Here is a 16,863-nt window from a genome sequence, read left to right on the forward strand (position 1 = left end):
GTGCGCATCGGCCAGAGGGGAGCCGAGGCCGCTGCGGTGTCAAGCCCTTCTCGGCGCCCTGCCTGCCGCGTAGGGTCCGAACTGGGAGCCGAACTCAGGGCCCCACGGAGAAATGAGGTGCAACCATGAGTATCGGACTCGGCATCTTCCTGATCGCGATCGGCGCCATTCTCACCTTCGCACTGAACGTGACGCTTGACTGGATCGACCTCGATCTCGTCGGCTACATCCTGATGGCTGCCGGTGCGGTGGTGACGATCATCGGCATCGCGCTGCTCATGCGTCGGCGCCGCAGCGTCTCGACGACACAAACGCTCTCGGACCCGGTGCGCGGCGAGCAGACGACCAGAAGGGAAGACGAGATTTCCCCCGAGCTGTGACAGCGCTCAGCACGCACCCCAGAGGCCGGCGCCGGATTCCGCGGCGGCGGCCTCTGACTGCTGGAACAGCGCTGTGTGCGCCCGGTTCGGGTCGATCTGCAGCACGGTGGCCGCGCCGCCCAGCAGCAGCTCGTTGTTGACGAAGCGGCCGTCATCCGTCCACATCAGCAACAGGCTGCGGCCGTACTTGTCGGTGGGATTCACGTCGGTGAGCGCCCACGCCGTGCTGCCCTCCGGCAGCAGCGCGCGGAGCGCCTCCGTCGCCTCCGCACCGAAGCACTCGGCGTTCTCGCCCACCTCTGGGGTGTCGATGCCGAGCAGGCGCACCTTGGTCTTCTCGGTGCTGCCGAGCACTGCGGTCGGCTGCTCCGGGTAGACGAAGAGGGTGTCGCCGTCGTGGACGTAGTCGACTGTGACGGCGACGGCCGAATCCGGGCGGGGCGGCGCGGCCGCCGCGGGCCCTGCCTCGAGACCCTGCTCGCTCGCCGCTCCGCTCTCGATACCGCTGCCGGCGCCGCTGTCCGTGCTGCCGAGAGCATCGAACCAGCCCAGCTTCGGCGCCCAGATGGCGGCGGTGGCCAGGAGCACGAGCGCGAGCGGGATGAACAGGCGCAGCCACGGGTTCATGCGGCGCTGGCGTGACGCGGGAGTTCGGGAGGAGGGGGAGGGCACCACGTGAGCGTACGGCATCCGCCCGACGGGGTCGTCACACTGCGGGCCCGAGCAGACGCGACGGCAGGATTCGAACCTGCGAATGACGGGCTATGAGACCGTTCCCTTTGACCACTTGGGTACGCCGCGATGCCTCGACACTACGGAGGCCGGCGGCGCGGGTGTGCCGTGTTGCGGAGCCCTACGCCGCGTGACGCCGTGTGAAGCGCTCCACGAAGCGGGTCATGATCTTCGGCGGTTCGGTGACGACGGATGCCGCGAGCCTGGCCGCGACCTCGTCGAGCTCGTGCGCGGGGAAGTAGCCGTGCTCCTTGTAGACGTGTGCGCGCGCGATGAAGTCCAGCGGCAGCACCTCGGGGTGGAACTGCGTGGCGTAGACATTCGCCCCGACGCGGTAGATCTGCACCGGGCAGGCCTCGCTCGTGGCGAGGAGCGTGGCCGACGCGGGCAGCACGCTCGTCGCCTCCTTGTGGCCGACGAGCGCAGTGAAGCTCGGCTCGAGGCCGGCGAGCAGCGGGTCGGCCAGGCCGTCGGCGGTGAGTGTCACGGTGACGGGCCCGGCCTCCTCACCGAACTCGGTGCCGACGACGCCGCCCTGGCACTGGGTGAGCATGCCGATGCCGTAGCAGGTGAAGAGCACGGGGAAGTCAGTGGAGACCGCCCAGTCGGCGAGCTTCGCGAGGTCGTGCTCGACGCGCAGCTGCGTCGGCGACTTCCGCTCGGAGAGCTGGGTGATGTTGTAAGGGCTGCCGCCGACGATCACCCCGGCGAATCCGTCGAGCGGCAACGGGGGCAGCGCGTCGACATCCAGCCGGTGGTGCAGCAACTCGGTGGGACCGAGGCCGGTCGCGGCGAGCATCGCCTCGTACTCCGGGGTCACCGCGTCTTCCTCCGGGCGCGCCGAGAGGAAGAGGAACGGAGTGCTCGTGGTCATCAGCGGCGTTTGCCCTTCTTGCCCTTGTTGGAGTGCGGCCGGCCGGGGTTGGGGTTCGGGCGGTGGCCGTTTCCGGCGACCTTCTTCTTGGCCTGGCCGGGCTTCTTCTGCTTGCCCGATGCCTCGCGCACCGCACGGGCGGCGGCCTTGGCCTTGGCGGCCCGGCTGAGAACCTTGCCGTTGGCGTCGGTCTCCGGCGCGATCCCGCGCGAGCTCTGCGCGGTGCGGCCGCGCACGATGCCGACGAACTCCTCGACCTGCTCGGTCGTCGCATCGACCGGCCAGGCGATCGCGATGCGGGTCTCTGCGGCATCCGTCACCGGCTTGGCGGTCAGGTCCTTGCGGCTGTGCAGCCTGGCGATGCTGTGCGGCACGATGATCGGGCCGACGCCGGCTGCGACGAGCTCCATCGCGATGCCGAGATCCGGGTCGCCCGGCGCGTAGCCCGTCGTGCTCTCGCCGGCGAGCTCGGCCAGCTCAGCCAGGGTGAGCTCGTCGAGCTTGGCGATGGCGTGGTCCTTGGGCACGACGACGACGGCCACCTCGGAGTAGAGAGGGATGACGCTCAGCTCGAGCGCGTCAGGGGCGTTCAGCGGCAGGCGCACGAGCACGAGATCGGCGTGGCCAGCTGCGCCCGGTTCCGCGCTGAGCGGATCGAGCTGCGCGCTCTGCGGCAGCGAGAACGCCTCGATCGCGACATCCGCGAATCGCTCTTTCCAGATGCGGATCCACTTGGTGGGGGTGACCCCTTCAACGAAGCCGAGCTTGAGTGTCACGAGGGTTCCTTCTGCTGGCTGGGCCCCGCGCGACGACCTCGCGCTGGGCGGTGGGCACCGGATGCCGAACCCACAGCTTCAGGCTATACGCTGGGCAGGTGAGTACCGAAGAGAGCAATCCAGTCGCGCCAGCCGCCGACAACGCCGAGGCACCCGTTTACGTCGAAGACAAGCGTCAGCAGCCCAAGCCCAAGAAGCAGCAAATCATGAAGCCGGAGACGGCGGCCAAGAAGCTCGGCATTCTGCTGAGCGCCGCCCCCGCAGAGTTCACCAGCGAGCCGATCACCCGTGACGGCCTCGAAGCGATCATCGCCGAGCCGCCCGTCTGGCTCGTCGAGCTGCGTGCCAACGGCCCGCACCCGCGCCCCGTCGTCGCCGCCAAGCTCGGCGTCTCGATCTCCGGCCTGATCCGTGCCGACGTCACCGAGCCGCTGACCACCGCCGAGATCAAGCACCTGCTCGAGACCAAGCCGCAGTGGCTCGTCGTCGAGCGCGCGACCCAGCACGAGGTGCGCGAGGAGCAGATCCGCGTGAAGAACGCGAAGGCCGGCAAGGAAGCGCTCAAGAAGACGAAGTAACGATCGGGACGTTTGTCGAGACCGGGGCACTGCCCCTGACAAATGTCCATCATGTGGCGGGGCTGCTCATACCTAGTGTGTGATGCAGCCCCACAGAGAGAGAACCCCACATGAGCGAGAAGCAACTGCCAACCATCCCGCACTGGATCGACGGCACCCGTCACGAATCCACGAGCGGTCGCACCGCGCCGGTCTACGACCCAGCTCTCGGTGTCGTGACCGCGAACGTCGGCCTCGCCGACCAGGGCGAGATCGAGAAGGCCATCGCCTCCGCGGCCGCCGCCTTCCCCGCGTGGAGCGCGACCTCGATGGCCAAGCGCCAGTCGATCGTCTTCGCCTTCCGCGAGCTGCTGAGCGCCCGCAAGCACGAGCTGGCCGCGATCATCACCAGCGAGCACGGCAAGGCCCTCTCGGATGCCGCGGGCGAGGTGCAGCGCGGCCTCGAGGTCGTCGAGCTCGCCACCGGTTTCCCGCACCTGGTCAAGGGTGACTTCTCCGAGAACGTCTCCACCGGTGTCGACGTGTACTCGACCAAGCAGGCGCTCGGCGTCGTCGGGGTCATCAGCCCGTTCAACTTCCCTGCCATGGTGCCGCTCTGGTTCTTCCCGATCGCGATCGCGGTCGGCAACACCGTCGTGCTGAAGCCGTCGGAGAAGGACCCGTCCGCCGCGCTCTGGCTGGCGGAGCTATGGAAGGAGGCCGGTCTGCCCGACGGCGTCTTCACCGTGCTCAACGGCGACAAGGAGGCCGTCGACGGCCTGCTCACCCACCCGGAGGTCAAGGCGATCTCCTTCGTCGGCTCCACCCCGATCGCGCAGTACATCTACGAGACGGCCGCCAAGCACGGCAAGCGCGTGCAGGCTCTCGGCGGCGCGAAGAACCACATGCTGGTGCTTCCGGATGCCGACCTCGACCTCGTGGCGGACCAGGCCATCAACGCGGGCTTCGGCTCGGCCGGTGAGCGCTGCATGGCCATCTCCGTCGTCCTCGCCGTCGAGCCCGTTGCCGACGTGCTGATCGAGAAGATCACCGAGCGCATCGCGACGCTGCGCATCGGCGACGGCCGCCGTGACCTCGACATGGGCCCGCTCGTGACCGAGGCGCACCGCGACAAGGTCGCCTCCTACATCGACATCGCGGCCGCGGATGGCGCGACCGTCGTCGTCGACGGGCGTGGCATCGAGGTCGACGGCGACCCGAACGGCTTCTGGCTCGGCCCGACCCTGCTCGACGCCGTTCCGACGAGCAGTCGGGTCTACACGGAGGAGATCTTCGGACCGGTGCTCTCCATCGTGCGCGTGGCGAGCTACACCGAGGGCCTCGAGCTCATCAACTCCGGCCAGTTCGGCAACGGAACGGCCATCTTCACCAACGACGGCGGCGCCGCCCGCCGCTTCCAGAACGAGGTCGAGGTCGGCATGATCGGCATCAACGTGCCGATCCCGGTTCCCGTCGCGTACCACTCCTTCGGTGGCTGGAAGGACTCGCTGTTCGGTGACTCGAAGGCCTACGGCGTCGCCGGCTTCGACTTCTACACCCGTCAGAAGGCGATCACGAGCCGCTGGCTCGACCCGGCCACCCACGGCGGCATCAACCTCGGCTTCCCCGAGAACGAGTAGCCCCGCAGCCACTGAACTCGAAGAATCGGCTGCATTCTCGCGGGAGATGCCGCCGATTCTTCGAGTTGGGCGCGGTACGAGGACAGCCGGGCCGCGCTACTCGGTGAACTGCACCGCTGCCCAGAGCTCCAGGCGGTCCTGCAACAGGTCGAGGTCGAGCCCGAGCAGCGTTCCAGCGAGGTCGATCCGGTTGCGCAGCGTGTGCCGGTGGATGCCGAGCCGCTGCGCCGTCGGCTCCCACGCGCAGTTGTTGGCGATCCAGGCGCGCAGGGTCGGCACCAGCGCGGTCCCCTCCCTCGCGTCGTGGCCGGCGACCGGAAGCAGCACGCCGCGGGCGACCGCAGCGGCTCTGTCGGTGCTGAGGAGGCCCAGCATGCCGTCGCCGAGCAACTCGGTGAAGCCGACGTCATCCGCCCCCGTCTCCACCGCGCGCGCCAGTGCGCGCTCGGCCTCGGTGACCCCGCGGCCCAGCTCGGCGTAGCGCATGGGGGTGGAGCTGCCGACGGTCGCCCGGTGCGCGGCGAAGAGCTCGCGCAGGTCGCCGCCGTGCTTCTCTCCGGCGATCGCGACGATGTGATCGTTGCGCTGTGCGTAGAAGACCCCGCCGCGGTGCTCGTCGGATTCGAGCTCCAACGCCTCGAGCAGGTGGTCGCCGTGCTGTGCGTCGCGCACAACAGAGACCGTGATCGGCTCCTCCGGCAGTCGGCCCCACACCTTCTCCGCTGTGCGATCGGCGACGGTGCGGTCGCCGGCGAGGAGCTGCTCGAGCAGGCCGGCCCGGAGGTGGCGCCGCGCGTTGTCGAGCGCGCGGTTCTGCTCCAGGGCGAGGCTGGCGAGGCCGATCACGCTGCCGAGAAGATCGGCGCCGGCCGGGTCCATCGCCTCAGAGGTCCCGAGGGCCAGGGCGCCGCGGAGGCGCTTGCCGCCGCCGAGCGTCTGCAGCGTGAACTCCTGCGGCCCGCTCTGGCGGGAGGCGGAGCGGGTGCCCTTCTTCAGCGCCTGCGTGGCGGCATCCGCCACGGAGTCGACGAGGTCACCTGGGATGGGGTGCCGGGTCGGGAACGGCACCCGATTGCCGGCCGCATCGAAGAGCAGCACCCAGCAACCGAGCTGCTTCTCGAGCTCGGCGAGGATCGAGCGCAGGCCGTCGGGGCGCAGCGCGGCGCGGGAGATGGCCCGCTGGGCGTTGAGCGACCACTCAACGCGCGCCAGCTGCTCGCGCGAGAGTTCGGCGGAGATGAAGCGGATGATGGCGATGAACGGCGTGCGGTTCGAGACCTCGAGCAGCGGCATCCCCGCGCGCTCGCAGGCGCTGATGAGGCGGGGCGGGATCTGCGGGTGGATCACGGCCGTGGCGAAGCCGAGGCCCCGGATGCCGAGGGCGGCGAGCCGCTCGACGTAGGCGTCGTAATACTCCTGCGCCCTGGCACGCTGCGGGAACTGGGCACCGTCGGTGAGCAGCAGCTGCCCAGGCTCGAGGAACTCGGTCGGGTCGGCCAGGTCGGAGCTGTGCACCCAGCTGAGCGGCTCGTCGAGCGCGCCATCCGGTGCACCGGCCGGGGCGCCGTCCCGAACGTTGACGACGCGCACGTTGAACGCCGGGTTCTGCAGGATCGCCCGGATGGATGGTGGCATCTCTGCTCGCTTCCGACTCTGTGCTGGTGACGTGCTGCGCAGCTGAGGTTCTGCGCAGCTCGCGCTGTGTACATATGTTGAGACAACTACGCGCGACTATACAGAAGTCGAGTGGGTGGGGCGGGCTCGGTGAGTCAGGATGGTGGCATCCATGACGGAAGGACCCCCATGACGACCCTCGACAGCCCCCGCGAGACGAGCAACGCCGACGCCGTCGCGCGTGATCGCGCCAACGTCTTCCACTCCTGGTCGGCGCAGGCCGCCCTCAAGCCGCTCGCCTTCGCCGGCGGCTCTGGGACGACGATCTGGGACTACGAGGGCAACGAGTACCTCGACTTCTCGAGCCAGCTCGTCAACGTCAACATCGGGCACCAGCACCCGGCGGTCATCGCCGGCATCCAGAACCAGCTCGCCCAGCTCGCCACCCTCGCCCCGGCCCACGCCAGCGATGTGCGCGGCACGGCGGCGGAGAAGATCCTCGCGCACGCCCCGGCCAACATGAGCAAGGTGTTCTTCACCAACGGCGGTGCGGATGCCAACGAGAACGCCATCCGCATGGCACGCCTGCACACCGGGCGCGACAAGGTGATCTCGCGGTACCGCTCGTACCACGGCAACACCGGTGCGGCCATCGTCGCGACCGGGGACTGGCGCCGCATCCCCAACGAGTACGCCCGCGGGCACCTCCACGTCTTCGGCCCGTACCTCTACCGCAGCAACTTCTGGGCGACGACGCCGGAGCAGGAGAGCGAGCGCGCCCTCGAGTACCTGCGCCGAACGATCGTGGCCGAGGGTGCCGAGAGCATCGCCGCCATCCTGCTCGAGACGATCCCGGGCACGGCCGGCGTACTCGTTCCGCCGCCCGGCTACCTCGCCGGGGTGCGCGCGCTCTGCGACGAGTTCGGTATCCTGCTCATCCTGGACGAGGTCATGTCCGGCTTCGGCCGCACGGGCGACTGGTTCGCCCTGGACGCCTTCGACGTCGTGCCCGACCTCATCACCTTCGCCAAGGGCGTCAACTCCGGCTACGTTCCGGTCGGCGGCGTCATCATCTCCGAGGAGATCGCCGCGACCTTCGACGAGCGCGTATTCCCCGGCGGCCTGACCTACTCCGGCCACCCGCTCGCCGCCGCATCGATCGTGGCCTCGATCACCGCATTCGAGGAGGAACAGATCGTCGAGAACGCCGCCATGATCGGCCGGGACCACCTCGGCCCCGGCCTGCTCGCGCTCGCCGAGCGTCACGCCGTCATCGGCGAGGTGCGCGGCCGTGGCGTGTTCTGGGCGGTCGAGCTCGTTGCAGACCGCGAGAGCCGGACGCCGGTGGATGCCGCCTTCATGGGCGCCGTCAAGGCACAGCTGCTGCAGCGCGGCCTGCTGCCGTTCATCGCAGACAACCGCATCCACGTCGTGCCGCCGGCCACCGTGTCGGCCGAGGAGGTCGCCAGCGCCCTCGCGATCATCGACGAGGCGCTCGGCGCGGTCACCGGAGCCCGCGCGGCGGCCTAGGCCGCACGTTGTCGCCGGCCCGGCGAAACCGTCGGGCCGGCCGGGTGGAGCCCTACACTCCGCCCGGCCGACTCGTCTGCGCCACGTGCTGCGTTCCGCGCCACAGAGTGCGGCGCGGAACGCAGCAGGTGGCGCGAACAGGTTGCGCCGCGGCGGCCTCCGGTACGGCTAGCTGCGTGGCGCGGCTGCGTAGCGCTCGCGCAGGAATGCGACCGTGTCGGCCAGTTCGGCCTGCGACACGGAGTGCCCGAGCCCCTCGTAGATGCGCTCGGTGAGCGTGCTGTGGTCGGGCAGCCACGCCTGGGTGCGGTCGATCGCCGCCGCCGAGATGACCGGGTCTGCCGTGCCGCGCCCCCAGAACACCGGCGGCCTGCTGGCTCCGAGTTCGGTGTCGCCCGCCTGCTGGCCGCCGGCCTGGAAGCCGGCGAGCACGACCGCGTAGTCGAAGCGCGATGGCGCCAGCCGCAGCAGTTGCAGCGCCATCGCGCCGCCCTGCGAGAAGCCGAGCAGGCCGACGGAGGTGGGCTGCACCGTGAGACCGTCGAGCCAGGCGAGCACGCCGCGGGCGGCATCCGTCACCGTCTGCGGATCGGGGACGCCGGGCTGGGCGCCCAACGGGAACCAGGCGTGCCCCGGCCCCATCGGGAGGGGCGCGCGCACGGAGGCGATCACGGGTTCGAGCGGCAGATAGGGCGCGAGGTCGAAGAGATCGGCCTCGTTCGAGCCGTAGCCATGCAGGAGCACGAGCAGCGGCCGGTCGGCGCGGTCGTGTTCGTTGGCCGACCAGAGAACGGCGTCGGCGTCGAGCGAGAGAGCGGTCATGATTCCTCTGTCTGTGTTCGGCTGGTGCTCTGCCGGGTGGCGTGCTTGTGCTGGGCGGCCGCCCAGTCGGAGCGCATGAGGCGCAGGTGCACGGCAGGCAGCTTCTTGGGGTGCTCCTCAAGCTCTGCTGGGAGTTCACGGAAGATGCGGAATCCGAGCTTCTCAAGCAGCATGATCGACGCCGTGTTGGGGGTCCAGGCGATGGCGCGCAGCTCGCGCGCCGAGCGCTCGTCGAAGAGCCAGCGCACCATGCGGGCGGCGGCCTCGCGCGCGTAGCCCTTGCCCTGCATGTCGGGGTGGAAGGCGTAGCCGATCCAGAAGACGTCGGCGCTCTCCGTGGCCGGGCCGCTGGCGTCGAGCTCGAGGTTCCATGCCCGCAGATCGCCGATCACGCGGCCGGCGCCCGGAACTCGCTTGCCGTCGCTCTCGGCGCCACCGGCCGGCAACTCCGCCGCGAAGTTGGCGTTGAACCAGTCGGCCGGATAGCGCCGCCAGTGTTCGACGGAGACGCGCATCCTGGCACGGGTCGCGTCGAGCGAGAGCGGGTCGTGGGTGAGGTAGCGCACGACGTCGTCACGCCCACGGTAGCTCTGCACGGCCGCCGTGTCGTCGAGCGTGACGGGCCGCAGGCGCAGCCGTTCACTGAACAGGACCGGGCCGCCGACAGCCGGCTGAACGGGGCTGCTCTCGCTCATCACGTGCCTTTCTGCCTGGTGCTCCTCGCTCCATCCTGACTGATCCATCTTGACACCGACTCCATGAGATTGGCGCGAGCAGCCGCGTGTGGGTGCGCGGTGATACACAATGGAGCCATGAGCGTGCGCACACCTGATCCCGACCCAGAGTGGACACCGGATTCCGAACCGCCCCGCTCCGCGGTGCCGTCGCCGGGCTGGCTGAGCGATCTGGAGCTCGCCGAGATCCGCGAGCGGCTGCCGCTGCTCTACGTCGAGGCCGTTCCCGTGCGGGTGGACGGGCTCGGCCAGGTGACGGAGCTCGGCGTGCTGCTGCGGGCGACCGCGATCGGCGAGATGACGCGCACCCTCGTCTCCGGCCGGGTGATGTACGGCGAGACCGTGCGCGATGCGCTGTTCCGGCACCTGGAGAAGGACCTCGGCCCGATGGCGTTCCCGCAGCTGCCACTCAGCCCCGTGCCGTTCTCTGTGGCCGAATACTTTCCGATGCCCGGTCTCTCCGCCTTCCACGACGACCGCCAGCACGCCGTCTCGCTGGTCTACGTCGTGCCCGTCACCGGCACCTGCGAACCGCGGCAGGACGCGCTCGAGCTCACCTGGATGACGCCGGAGGAGGCGGCATCCGACGCCGTCAGCGCCGAGATGGAGGGCGGTCGCGGCGTGCTGCTTCGCCAGGCGCTCGCCGCGGTCGGCGCCCTGCGCTGACCGGAACCGCTGACCGGAACCACTGACTGAAACTGCGGTGATTCAGCCCGTCACGGCGTAGCTCAGGTACACGACGCCGCCGGCGAAGCGGCGCTCATCGATGAGCTTGAGCGTGTGCCGGACGTCGGCGGGGAACATGTGGAGCCCGGCGCCGAGGATGATCGGCGAGATGAGCATCCGCACCTCGTCGACGAGGCCGGCGCGCAGCGCGTGCGAGGCGAGCGTCGGCCCGCCGATGCCGATGTCGTGGTCGGATGCCGCCTTCATGTCCTTGATCGTGGCCACGTCGAAGCGGCGCTCGAAGCGGGTGCGGGGGCCGGCCGGCTCCGTCAGGGTGCGCGTGTACACGATCTTGTCTGCGGCCCGCCAGACCGAGGTGTACTCCTTGATGTAGTCCGGGAGCTCCGTCTCCTCGTCCACCGAGTTCCAGAACGTCATCACCTCGTACATGCGGCGTCCGAACAGGTAGGTGCGGATGGAGCGCGAGTAGTCGTTCACGAAACGGTGCACCTCGGCATCCGGCATCGCGAAGTCGAAGTTGCCGTGCGCGTCGGCGGTGAAGCCGTCGAGCGAGCAGATGCCGTCGTAGATCAACTTGGCCATGGCGGCCTCCTCAGTGTCGGGCGAGGGTTGAGTGAACTGCGTGTCGAGCCTAGGAGTGTCCGCGGAGATCCGCCAGTGCCCGTGCCCGGCGCCCGCTGGCGGTTGCTGCAGACACTCAGCGGGAACGCGTACCCTCGAACGGTGCCTGTTACCGCCACTCTCGCCGATGCAGCCGACGTGCCTGCCGCGTCGGTGCAAGCGGCGCCCGCGTCGGCCGCGCCGCGCACGCTGTCGTACGCGGAGTGGCGCGCGCTCGAGGCCGCGCACGAAGCGCGGGCCGACGCGCTGACCGCTGGACGCCGCGAGCGTGCCGAACGCGGCGAGAAGCACCCGGTCGAGGACTTCCTCCACACCTACTACCCGACCCGCATCTCGGCGCTGCGGCGCTGGCACCCCGGAACGGGTGTCCTGCTGGAGGGCGCGGACGAGCGGGCAGACTGGCGCTGGTATCGCGCGGCACCGGCAGCCCCCGGCGCCGTCGCCGTCGACGCGCACGCCTTCATCGAGGCGCGGGCGGCCAGTGTCGACTTCATCGCGCTGCTGCTCAGCCGAACGGCCGAGCGTACCGCGCGCTTCGGCTGCTTCGGCCTGCACGAGTGGGCGATGGTCTACCGGCAGGGCGAGCACCGCCACCAGGCGCCGCTCCGACTCGGCCAGGCCGGCACCGACGCCGTCGTCGAGGCGGCCAACATCAGCTGCACGCACTTCGACGCCTACCGCTTCTTCACCCCGGAGGCCGCGCCGCTGAACGCGCTCGCGCCGAGCCGCGACAACCAGCCGGAGCTCGAGCAGCCCGGCTGCCTGCACGCAGGAATGGACCTGTTCAAGTGGGCGACCAAGCTCGGCCCGCTGGTGCCGGGGGAGCTGCTGCTCGACAGCTTCGAGCTGGCCCGAGACATCCGCTGGCTCGACATGCAGGCATCGCCGTACGACGTGAGCGCGTGGGGCGCCGATGCGGTCGCGATCGAGACGCCGGAGGGCAAGGCCGAGTACGTGCGCGCCCAGCGCGGCTTCACGGAGCGCGGCAACGCGCTGCGCGCGCGGTTGGTGGCGGCGGTCACCCGCGCCCGCGCCGCGGCCTAGCGCCGACCCGCGCTGCAGCAGATCGCGCATGCGCCCGCCCGCCGACTGAGCCTGTCGAAATCAGGTCTCGACAAGCTCAACCAGCGGGGCGCGACACTTCGCGTCGCGTTACTTGAGGCCGAGCGTCTCCAGGAACAGCTCCGCGTAGCGCGGGGCGTCGACGTCGAGGGCGATGTCGATGTTCGTCCACTCCTCGGCGAGGCCGTGCAGGAGGTCCTCTCCGCCGTAGACGCGCATGTCGACGATCGTCTGGCCGCGGCCATATCCGCCGAGCTCGATCCGCACCGGGCGGTTTTCGATGCGGAGCGTCTCCGGCTCGACGAGTGCGCACACCGCGCCGGCGTCGCCGATCAGGCCGGTGTACTGGGCGGTCGCATCCTCGCTGAGGGCGACACGGTTGCCGAGCAGCGCGCCGACGATGCGGCCGACGGCGTCATCGCCCGCGGCAATGGCGGCCGCGGCATCCTGCTCGACCGCGACCTGGTTGAACACGTCGAGGCCGTACATGAAGGTGGGCACGCCGGAGCCGAGCACGATGGCCGCGGCCTCTGGATCGTGCCAGACGTTGAACTCGGCGACGGCCGTCGCATTGCCGACGGATGCCGAGCCGCCCATGAACACGATGCGCTCGAGCTTCTCGGCCACCTCGGGGTGGGTGCGCAGCAGCAGTGCCAGATTGGTCTGCGGAGCCAGGGCCACGAGGGTCACGGGGCGCTCGGCGTCCATGATCGTGCGGCGCATCAGCTCGACGGCGCTCACCGTCTCGGCGACGCGGGCGGTCGCCGGCAGCTGGATGCCGCCGAGGCCGTCGGCTCCGTGCACGTGGGAGGCCGAACGCGCGGGCTCGATCAGCGGGCGCAGCGCACCGGCCGCAACGGGGATCGCGGGGGCGTCCGCGACATCCAGGATCTTGAGGGTGTTGTCGACGACCTGTTCGAGCGAGGCGTTGCCTGCCACGCAGGTGATGGCGAGCACGTCGATGTCGGGGTGCTTCACGGCGAAGAGGATGGCGAGGGCGTCGTCGACGCCGGTGTCGACGTCGAGGATGACGGGAATCGTAGGCATGCGACCAGCCTACGGCCGCGGGCATCGCGTCATCGTCCGTCGGCAACTCAGGCGGCGCGGGCGCACGAACGGGCGGGCCGGGCGCTCGCGCGGGTGCTCCGCCAGGCGGACGACGTTCTGCCTGAGTTACCGACAGACCCGCCCGGAGCAACAACAGCGGCGGAGTCCGGACCTGCGGGACATCGGGCGGGCAGAGCGATGCCCGCCCGGGCAAACACACCGGGCGGGCACACCTGTTCGGCCGAATCGGCCGAGGATCGGGGTGCGTCAGCGCACCAGGCGTACCTCTTTGATCTCCTCGCCGAGGAACGGCTGCAGCTGGGTGGCGCCGTCGGGCACGAAGCCGTTGCGCTTGTAGAAGCCGTGCGCGCGGGGGTTGTCCTCGGCGACCCAGAGGTAGCCGGGGCGCGCCTCGCAGGCGGCGTCGAAGAGCTTCTGGCCGATGCCGGTGCCGTGGAAGGCGTCGAGCAGGTAGATGAAGTACAGCTCGCGCTCGCGCGGGGCGTCGTCGTCGCGGGCCGGCCCCGAGCCGACGAAGCCGACGATCTCGCCTTCGACGAGTGCGACGTAGAGGTGGTGGTCCGGGCCCTGGCTCATCCAGTGCGTCCAGAGCTCGGCCATGCGGCGGGGGGAGAGATTGGCGAGGGTCGCCTCGCTGATCAGGTGGTCGTAGGTCTCGTGCCAGCACTGGGCGTGGACGCGGCCGAGCGCTTCGGCGTCGACATCACGAACGGGGCGGATAACTGCTTCGGCAACTGCATTGGTGCTCATGACCAGAGACTAGGCCAGCATCGGTCGCTCTGTGAAATCGAGCGTTCCGGCGGCACGGATGACGCGGCTGGGGGTCTCAGGGCAGGCCCGGATGACACGGTGACCTGGTTGTGATTTGCCGGCTCGCTACCCCGCCTGCACCGGGGTCGTGCGCATGAGCTCAACGGAGTCGTCGGTGCACGGGGCGTACGCGGTGGTCGGAACGAACACGGCGTCGACCGAGTGCGGGGGATACACGCGGAATCCGTCTGCGGTCTCGCTGCCGCACGTGTCGTAGTTGCCCGCGTTGGTCACGGTGACGAGGGCCTGCACGGTGTCGCCCGGTGCCAGTGTGAAGGCCTCGATCGGCACGGAGTCGTCCTCGGCGGCCGCCGCGCCCAGCTGGGTGCCGTTCTCGTCGCCGACGAGGGAGACACCGGGGAAGCCCTCGAGCTCACAGTCGCGCGTGCCGGAGTTCGCGAAGATGATCGGCACGACGGTGCTGCCGGCGCCGCCGTCGGACTGCCCGAGGCTCAGCGTGAGCTCGTCGACCGTGCAGGTTGCGGCATCCGGTGTGGAGGTCGCGGTCGCCGTCGGGGTTGCCGAGGCGGACGGGCTCGGAGTCGGCGACGGGCTGACGGATGCCGACGGGATCGTCGTCGGCGGGGCTGTCGCCGGCCGGGTCGCCAGCGCCCAGACCAAGGCGATGAGTAGCCCGAGGATGGCGACGGAGGCGATCACCCCGACGATGATGAGAGTGCGCCGGGACGACGGTGGCCCGCCGGCCGCCTCGGTCGGGTTCTGTGCGTCCGGTTCAGGCGTGCCGTTGTCGGAACTCATGCACCGATGGTGTCACGGGCCGGTGTCGATCCGGCGGATTTCGGCACGAGGCGTGCGAATGGGTGCCGAAAAGGCCCGGGGCTAAACACACCCACCCAGGAGAATTCACCAAGTGTGTGCGCCGCAACCGGGCCTGTCGGACCTGCTGTGTGTGAGCGCCGAGCCGCACACCGAAATGCTGATGTGGGCGCGCTCGTGGAATGCGAGATGTGCGAATCGACTGGGGCACGAGACATACCCTTGGCCCCAGCGATTCACATGAGCTGAGCAGATGAGGCGCGCGAAGACGCTCGCGCGCCGCCGTCATTCCTGATCTCGTACGCTGACCGGCATCGGCGCGAACGCGAGGAGGAACGAGGCGGGGTGGGCACCGGTGCACGCGCAGAAAGACGCGTGCGACCGATGCGCACCTGGGTGATGGGCGGAGTGACTAGCCCTGTGCGCGACGCGGGCCGCGGCCCTGCGCCGATCCGCGCACGAGGCTGCCGACCTGGAGGCCGCCGGAGCGGCCGCCCTGCGAGCCGGATGCCGAACGCTCACCCTGTGCGGAACGGCCACGGCCGCCTTGCGCAGAGCTGTTGCGTGCGGCGCCGGAGCGCTCACCCTGAGAGGAACGAGATGCACCGTCGCGGCCATTGCCGCCGTCACGGCCGCCACGACCGCCGCCGGCTGAGCCACCGCGCGAGGAGTCGGACGAGGAGGAACCGGCCGGGCGACCCGAACGGTCCCGACGCGGACGGCCCTCGCCGGAACCCGCACCGCGGCCACCGGCCACGTCGCCGCCGTCACGCAGCGCGCGCTTGCGCTGGGCGTTGGCGCCCTGCGAACGGCCACCGCCACCCTGCTGCTGGCGTGCTTCGACCGGGACCGGCTTGACGTAGGCGGCAACCTCGCCGACGAGCGCGGAGACGGCCGGGGCGTTCGGGGTGACCGTCTGGATCGTGACGTTGATGTCGGCCTTGCGCATGAGCTGCTGCAGGTCGCGCTTCTGGCCGGGGATGATGACCGTAACGACATCACCCTCGCTGCCGGCGCGAGCCGTGCGGCCGGAGCGGTGCAGGTACGCCTTGTGCTCCATGGGCGGGTCGACGTGCACGACGAGCTCCACGTTGTCCACGTGCACGCCGCGGGCTGCGACGTCGGTGGCAACGAGCACGCGGGCCGAGCCGTCGGCGAAGGCGGCCAGGTTGCGGTCACGCTGCGGCTGCGAGAGGTTACCGTGCAGGTCAACGGAGGGAATGCCCTGCTCGGTGAGCTTCTTAGCCAGCTTCTTGGCGTGGTGCTTGGTGCGCATGAAGAGGATGCGGCGGCCGGTGCCGGAGGCGAGCGTCTTGACGAGCTCGTTCTTGGCGTCGACATCCGACACCTCGAAGACGTGGTGGGTCATCGCGGCGACGGGGGAGTTCGCCTCGTCGACCGAGTGCAGGACCTCGTTGTGCAGGAACTGGCGGACCAGCTTGTCCACGCCGTTGTCGAGGGTGGCGGAGAACAGCAGGCGCTGGCCGTTGTTCGGGGTCTTGTTCAGGATGCGGGTGACAACGGGCAGGAAGCCGAGGTCGGCCATGTGGTCGGCCTCGTCGAGCACGGTGATCTCCACGGCGTCGAGGGTGACGAAGCCCTGCTTCATCAGGTCCTCGAGGCGGCCGGGGCAGGCGACGACGATGTCGACGCCGTCGCGGAGGGCCGCAACCTGGCGGGCCTGTGAGATGCCGCCGAAGATCGTGGTGGTCTTCAGGCCGTAGGCGTCGGCCAGCGGGGAGAGGGTCGCGGTGATCTGCGTGGCCAGCTCGCGGGTCGGAGCGAGGATCAGGCCGAGCGGGCGACCCGGGCGGCGCTTGCCGCCGGAGAGCACGCCGCCGAGGCGGGCGACCATGGGCAGCGCGAACGCGATGGTCTTGCCGGAGCCGGTCTTTCCGCGGCCGAGCACGTCGCGGCCGGCGAGGGTGTCAGGCAGCGTGTCCGCCTGGATGGGGAACGGCTCGGTCTTGCCGTCGGCCGCGAGAACGGCGACGAGCGGGGCCGGGAGGCCGAGCGAAGCAAAGGTGATTTCAGACAAAGTGGTGCCTTTCGGGCAGACCCCGGGGCGAGTGGCGCGCAGGGCACCGGTCTCGGTCGGATTTCTGGGCGGATCCACACCGTGCGCTGCACGGAGCGGTTCAACCCACACGACCGACGATCGGGGATAAATGGCGAAGGT

At 70.0% G+C, this 16,863-nt stretch carries 17 protein-coding genes and 1 tRNA gene; 6 read left to right on the plus strand and 12 right to left on the minus strand.

Going from position 1 to position 16,863, the window contains the following annotated elements:
• Positions 1-125 precede the first annotated feature (125 nt).
• Positions 126-380, plus strand: a complete 255-nt coding sequence (locus EV379_RS01685) for a DUF6458 family protein (protein WP_130504629.1) — start codon at positions 126-128, stop codon at positions 378-380.
• Between the two features lie 6 nt (positions 381-386).
• Here EV379_RS01685 and EV379_RS01690 read toward each other — a convergent pair whose 3' ends face one another.
• From EV379_RS01690 to EV379_RS01705, 4 genes are all read right to left on the minus strand, one after another.
• Positions 387-1,052: a thermonuclease family protein gene (locus tag EV379_RS01690; protein WP_165397258.1), complete on the minus strand. Its 666-nt coding sequence runs from the start codon at positions 1,050-1,052 to the stop codon at positions 387-389.
• A gap of 55 nt (positions 1,053-1,107) precedes the next feature.
• A tRNA-Met gene (locus EV379_RS01695) sits at positions 1,108-1,181 on the minus strand.
• Between the two features lie 52 nt (positions 1,182-1,233).
• On the minus strand, positions 1,234-1,986 hold the full coding sequence (locus EV379_RS01700; RefSeq protein ID WP_130504631.1) for a glutamine amidotransferase: 753 nt from the start codon (positions 1,984-1,986) through the stop codon (positions 1,234-1,236).
• Positions 1,986-2,762, minus strand: coding sequence for a LysR substrate-binding domain-containing protein (locus EV379_RS01705; protein WP_130504632.1), 777 nt, complete (start codon positions 2,760-2,762; stop codon positions 1,986-1,988). The genes EV379_RS01700 and EV379_RS01705 overlap by 1 nt, the downstream gene beginning before the upstream one ends.
• A gap of 98 nt (positions 2,763-2,860) precedes the next feature.
• Between EV379_RS01705 and EV379_RS01710 the strand changes: the two genes are divergently transcribed.
• Positions 2,861-3,340: a DUF5997 family protein gene (locus EV379_RS01710; RefSeq protein WP_341273520.1), complete on the plus strand. Its 480-nt coding sequence runs from the start codon at positions 2,861-2,863 to the stop codon at positions 3,338-3,340.
• 110 nt (positions 3,341-3,450) lie between these two features.
• Complete coding sequence (locus tag EV379_RS01715; RefSeq protein ID WP_130504633.1) at positions 3,451-4,959, plus strand: CoA-acylating methylmalonate-semialdehyde dehydrogenase; 1,509 nt, start codon at positions 3,451-3,453, stop codon at positions 4,957-4,959.
• A gap of 96 nt (positions 4,960-5,055) precedes the next feature.
• Here EV379_RS01715 and EV379_RS01720 read toward each other — a convergent pair whose 3' ends face one another.
• The gene (locus EV379_RS01720; protein ID WP_130504634.1) at positions 5,056-6,594 is read right to left on the minus strand and encodes a PucR family transcriptional regulator; all 1,539 of its coding nucleotides are present in this window, start codon (positions 6,592-6,594) and stop codon (positions 5,056-5,058) included.
• A gap of 168 nt (positions 6,595-6,762) precedes the next feature.
• On the opposite strand from EV379_RS01720, the gene EV379_RS01725 reads away from it, so the two are divergent.
• A complete protein-coding gene (locus EV379_RS01725) occupies positions 6,763-8,103 on the plus strand; it encodes an aspartate aminotransferase family protein (RefSeq protein WP_130504635.1) in 1,341 nt (446 codons plus the stop codon).
• Between the two features lie 168 nt (positions 8,104-8,271).
• Here EV379_RS01725 and EV379_RS01730 read toward each other — a convergent pair whose 3' ends face one another.
• Both EV379_RS01730 and EV379_RS01735 read right to left on the minus strand, forming a co-directional pair.
• The gene (locus EV379_RS01730) at positions 8,272-8,925 is read right to left on the minus strand and encodes an alpha/beta hydrolase (RefSeq protein WP_130504636.1); all 654 of its coding nucleotides are present in this window, start codon (positions 8,923-8,925) and stop codon (positions 8,272-8,274) included.
• Positions 8,922-9,668 (minus strand): GNAT family N-acetyltransferase, encoded by a 747-nt coding sequence (locus EV379_RS01735; protein WP_130504637.1) that lies wholly within the window; start codon positions 9,666-9,668, stop codon positions 8,922-8,924. Before EV379_RS01735 ends, EV379_RS01730 begins: the two co-directional genes overlap by 4 nt.
• Positions 9,669-9,737: 69 nt before the next feature.
• Here EV379_RS01735 and EV379_RS01740 point away from each other — a divergent pair, with 69 nt between their 5' ends.
• Positions 9,738-10,325 carry an NUDIX hydrolase family protein gene (locus EV379_RS01740; protein WP_130504638.1) on the plus strand — a complete coding sequence of 196 codons (588 nt, stop codon included), beginning with the start codon at positions 9,738-9,740 and terminating at the stop codon, positions 10,323-10,325.
• A 42-nt stretch (positions 10,326-10,367) separates the two neighbouring features.
• Here EV379_RS01740 and EV379_RS01745 read toward each other — a convergent pair whose 3' ends face one another.
• Positions 10,368-10,928 carry a dihydrofolate reductase family protein gene (locus EV379_RS01745; protein WP_130504639.1) on the minus strand — a complete coding sequence of 187 codons (561 nt, stop codon included), beginning with the start codon at positions 10,926-10,928 and terminating at the stop codon, positions 10,368-10,370.
• 192 nt (positions 10,929-11,120) lie between these two features.
• Here EV379_RS01745 and EV379_RS01750 point away from each other — a divergent pair, with 192 nt between their 5' ends.
• On the plus strand, positions 11,121-12,011 hold the full coding sequence (locus EV379_RS01750; RefSeq protein ID WP_130507229.1) for a 3-methyladenine DNA glycosylase: 891 nt from the start codon (positions 11,121-11,123) through the stop codon (positions 12,009-12,011).
• A 108-nt stretch (positions 12,012-12,119) separates the two neighbouring features.
• Here EV379_RS01750 and EV379_RS01755 read toward each other — a convergent pair whose 3' ends face one another.
• The 4 genes from EV379_RS01755 to EV379_RS01770 all read right to left on the minus strand — a co-directional run bounded on the left by EV379_RS01755 (position 12,120) and on the right by EV379_RS01770 (position 16,722).
• Positions 12,120-13,076, minus strand: coding sequence for a nucleoside hydrolase (locus EV379_RS01755; RefSeq protein ID WP_130504640.1), 957 nt, complete (start codon positions 13,074-13,076; stop codon positions 12,120-12,122).
• A gap of 267 nt (positions 13,077-13,343) precedes the next feature.
• The gene (locus tag EV379_RS01760; protein ID WP_130504641.1) at positions 13,344-13,847 is read right to left on the minus strand and encodes a GNAT family N-acetyltransferase; all 504 of its coding nucleotides are present in this window, start codon (positions 13,845-13,847) and stop codon (positions 13,344-13,346) included.
• 126 nt (positions 13,848-13,973) lie between these two features.
• The gene (locus tag EV379_RS01765) at positions 13,974-14,666 is read right to left on the minus strand and encodes a DUF4232 domain-containing protein (RefSeq protein ID WP_130504642.1); all 693 of its coding nucleotides are present in this window, start codon (positions 14,664-14,666) and stop codon (positions 13,974-13,976) included.
• Positions 14,667-15,096: 430 nt separating this feature from the next.
• Positions 15,097-16,722 (minus strand): DEAD/DEAH box helicase, encoded by a 1,626-nt coding sequence (locus tag EV379_RS01770; protein ID WP_130504643.1) that lies wholly within the window; start codon positions 16,720-16,722, stop codon positions 15,097-15,099.
• Positions 16,723-16,863: the final 141 nt, after the last annotated feature.

The sequence above is a fragment of the Microterricola gilva genome (assembly GCF_004217495.1).
Taxonomy (GTDB): Bacteria; Actinomycetota; Actinomycetes; order Actinomycetales; family Microbacteriaceae; genus Microterricola; species Microterricola gilva.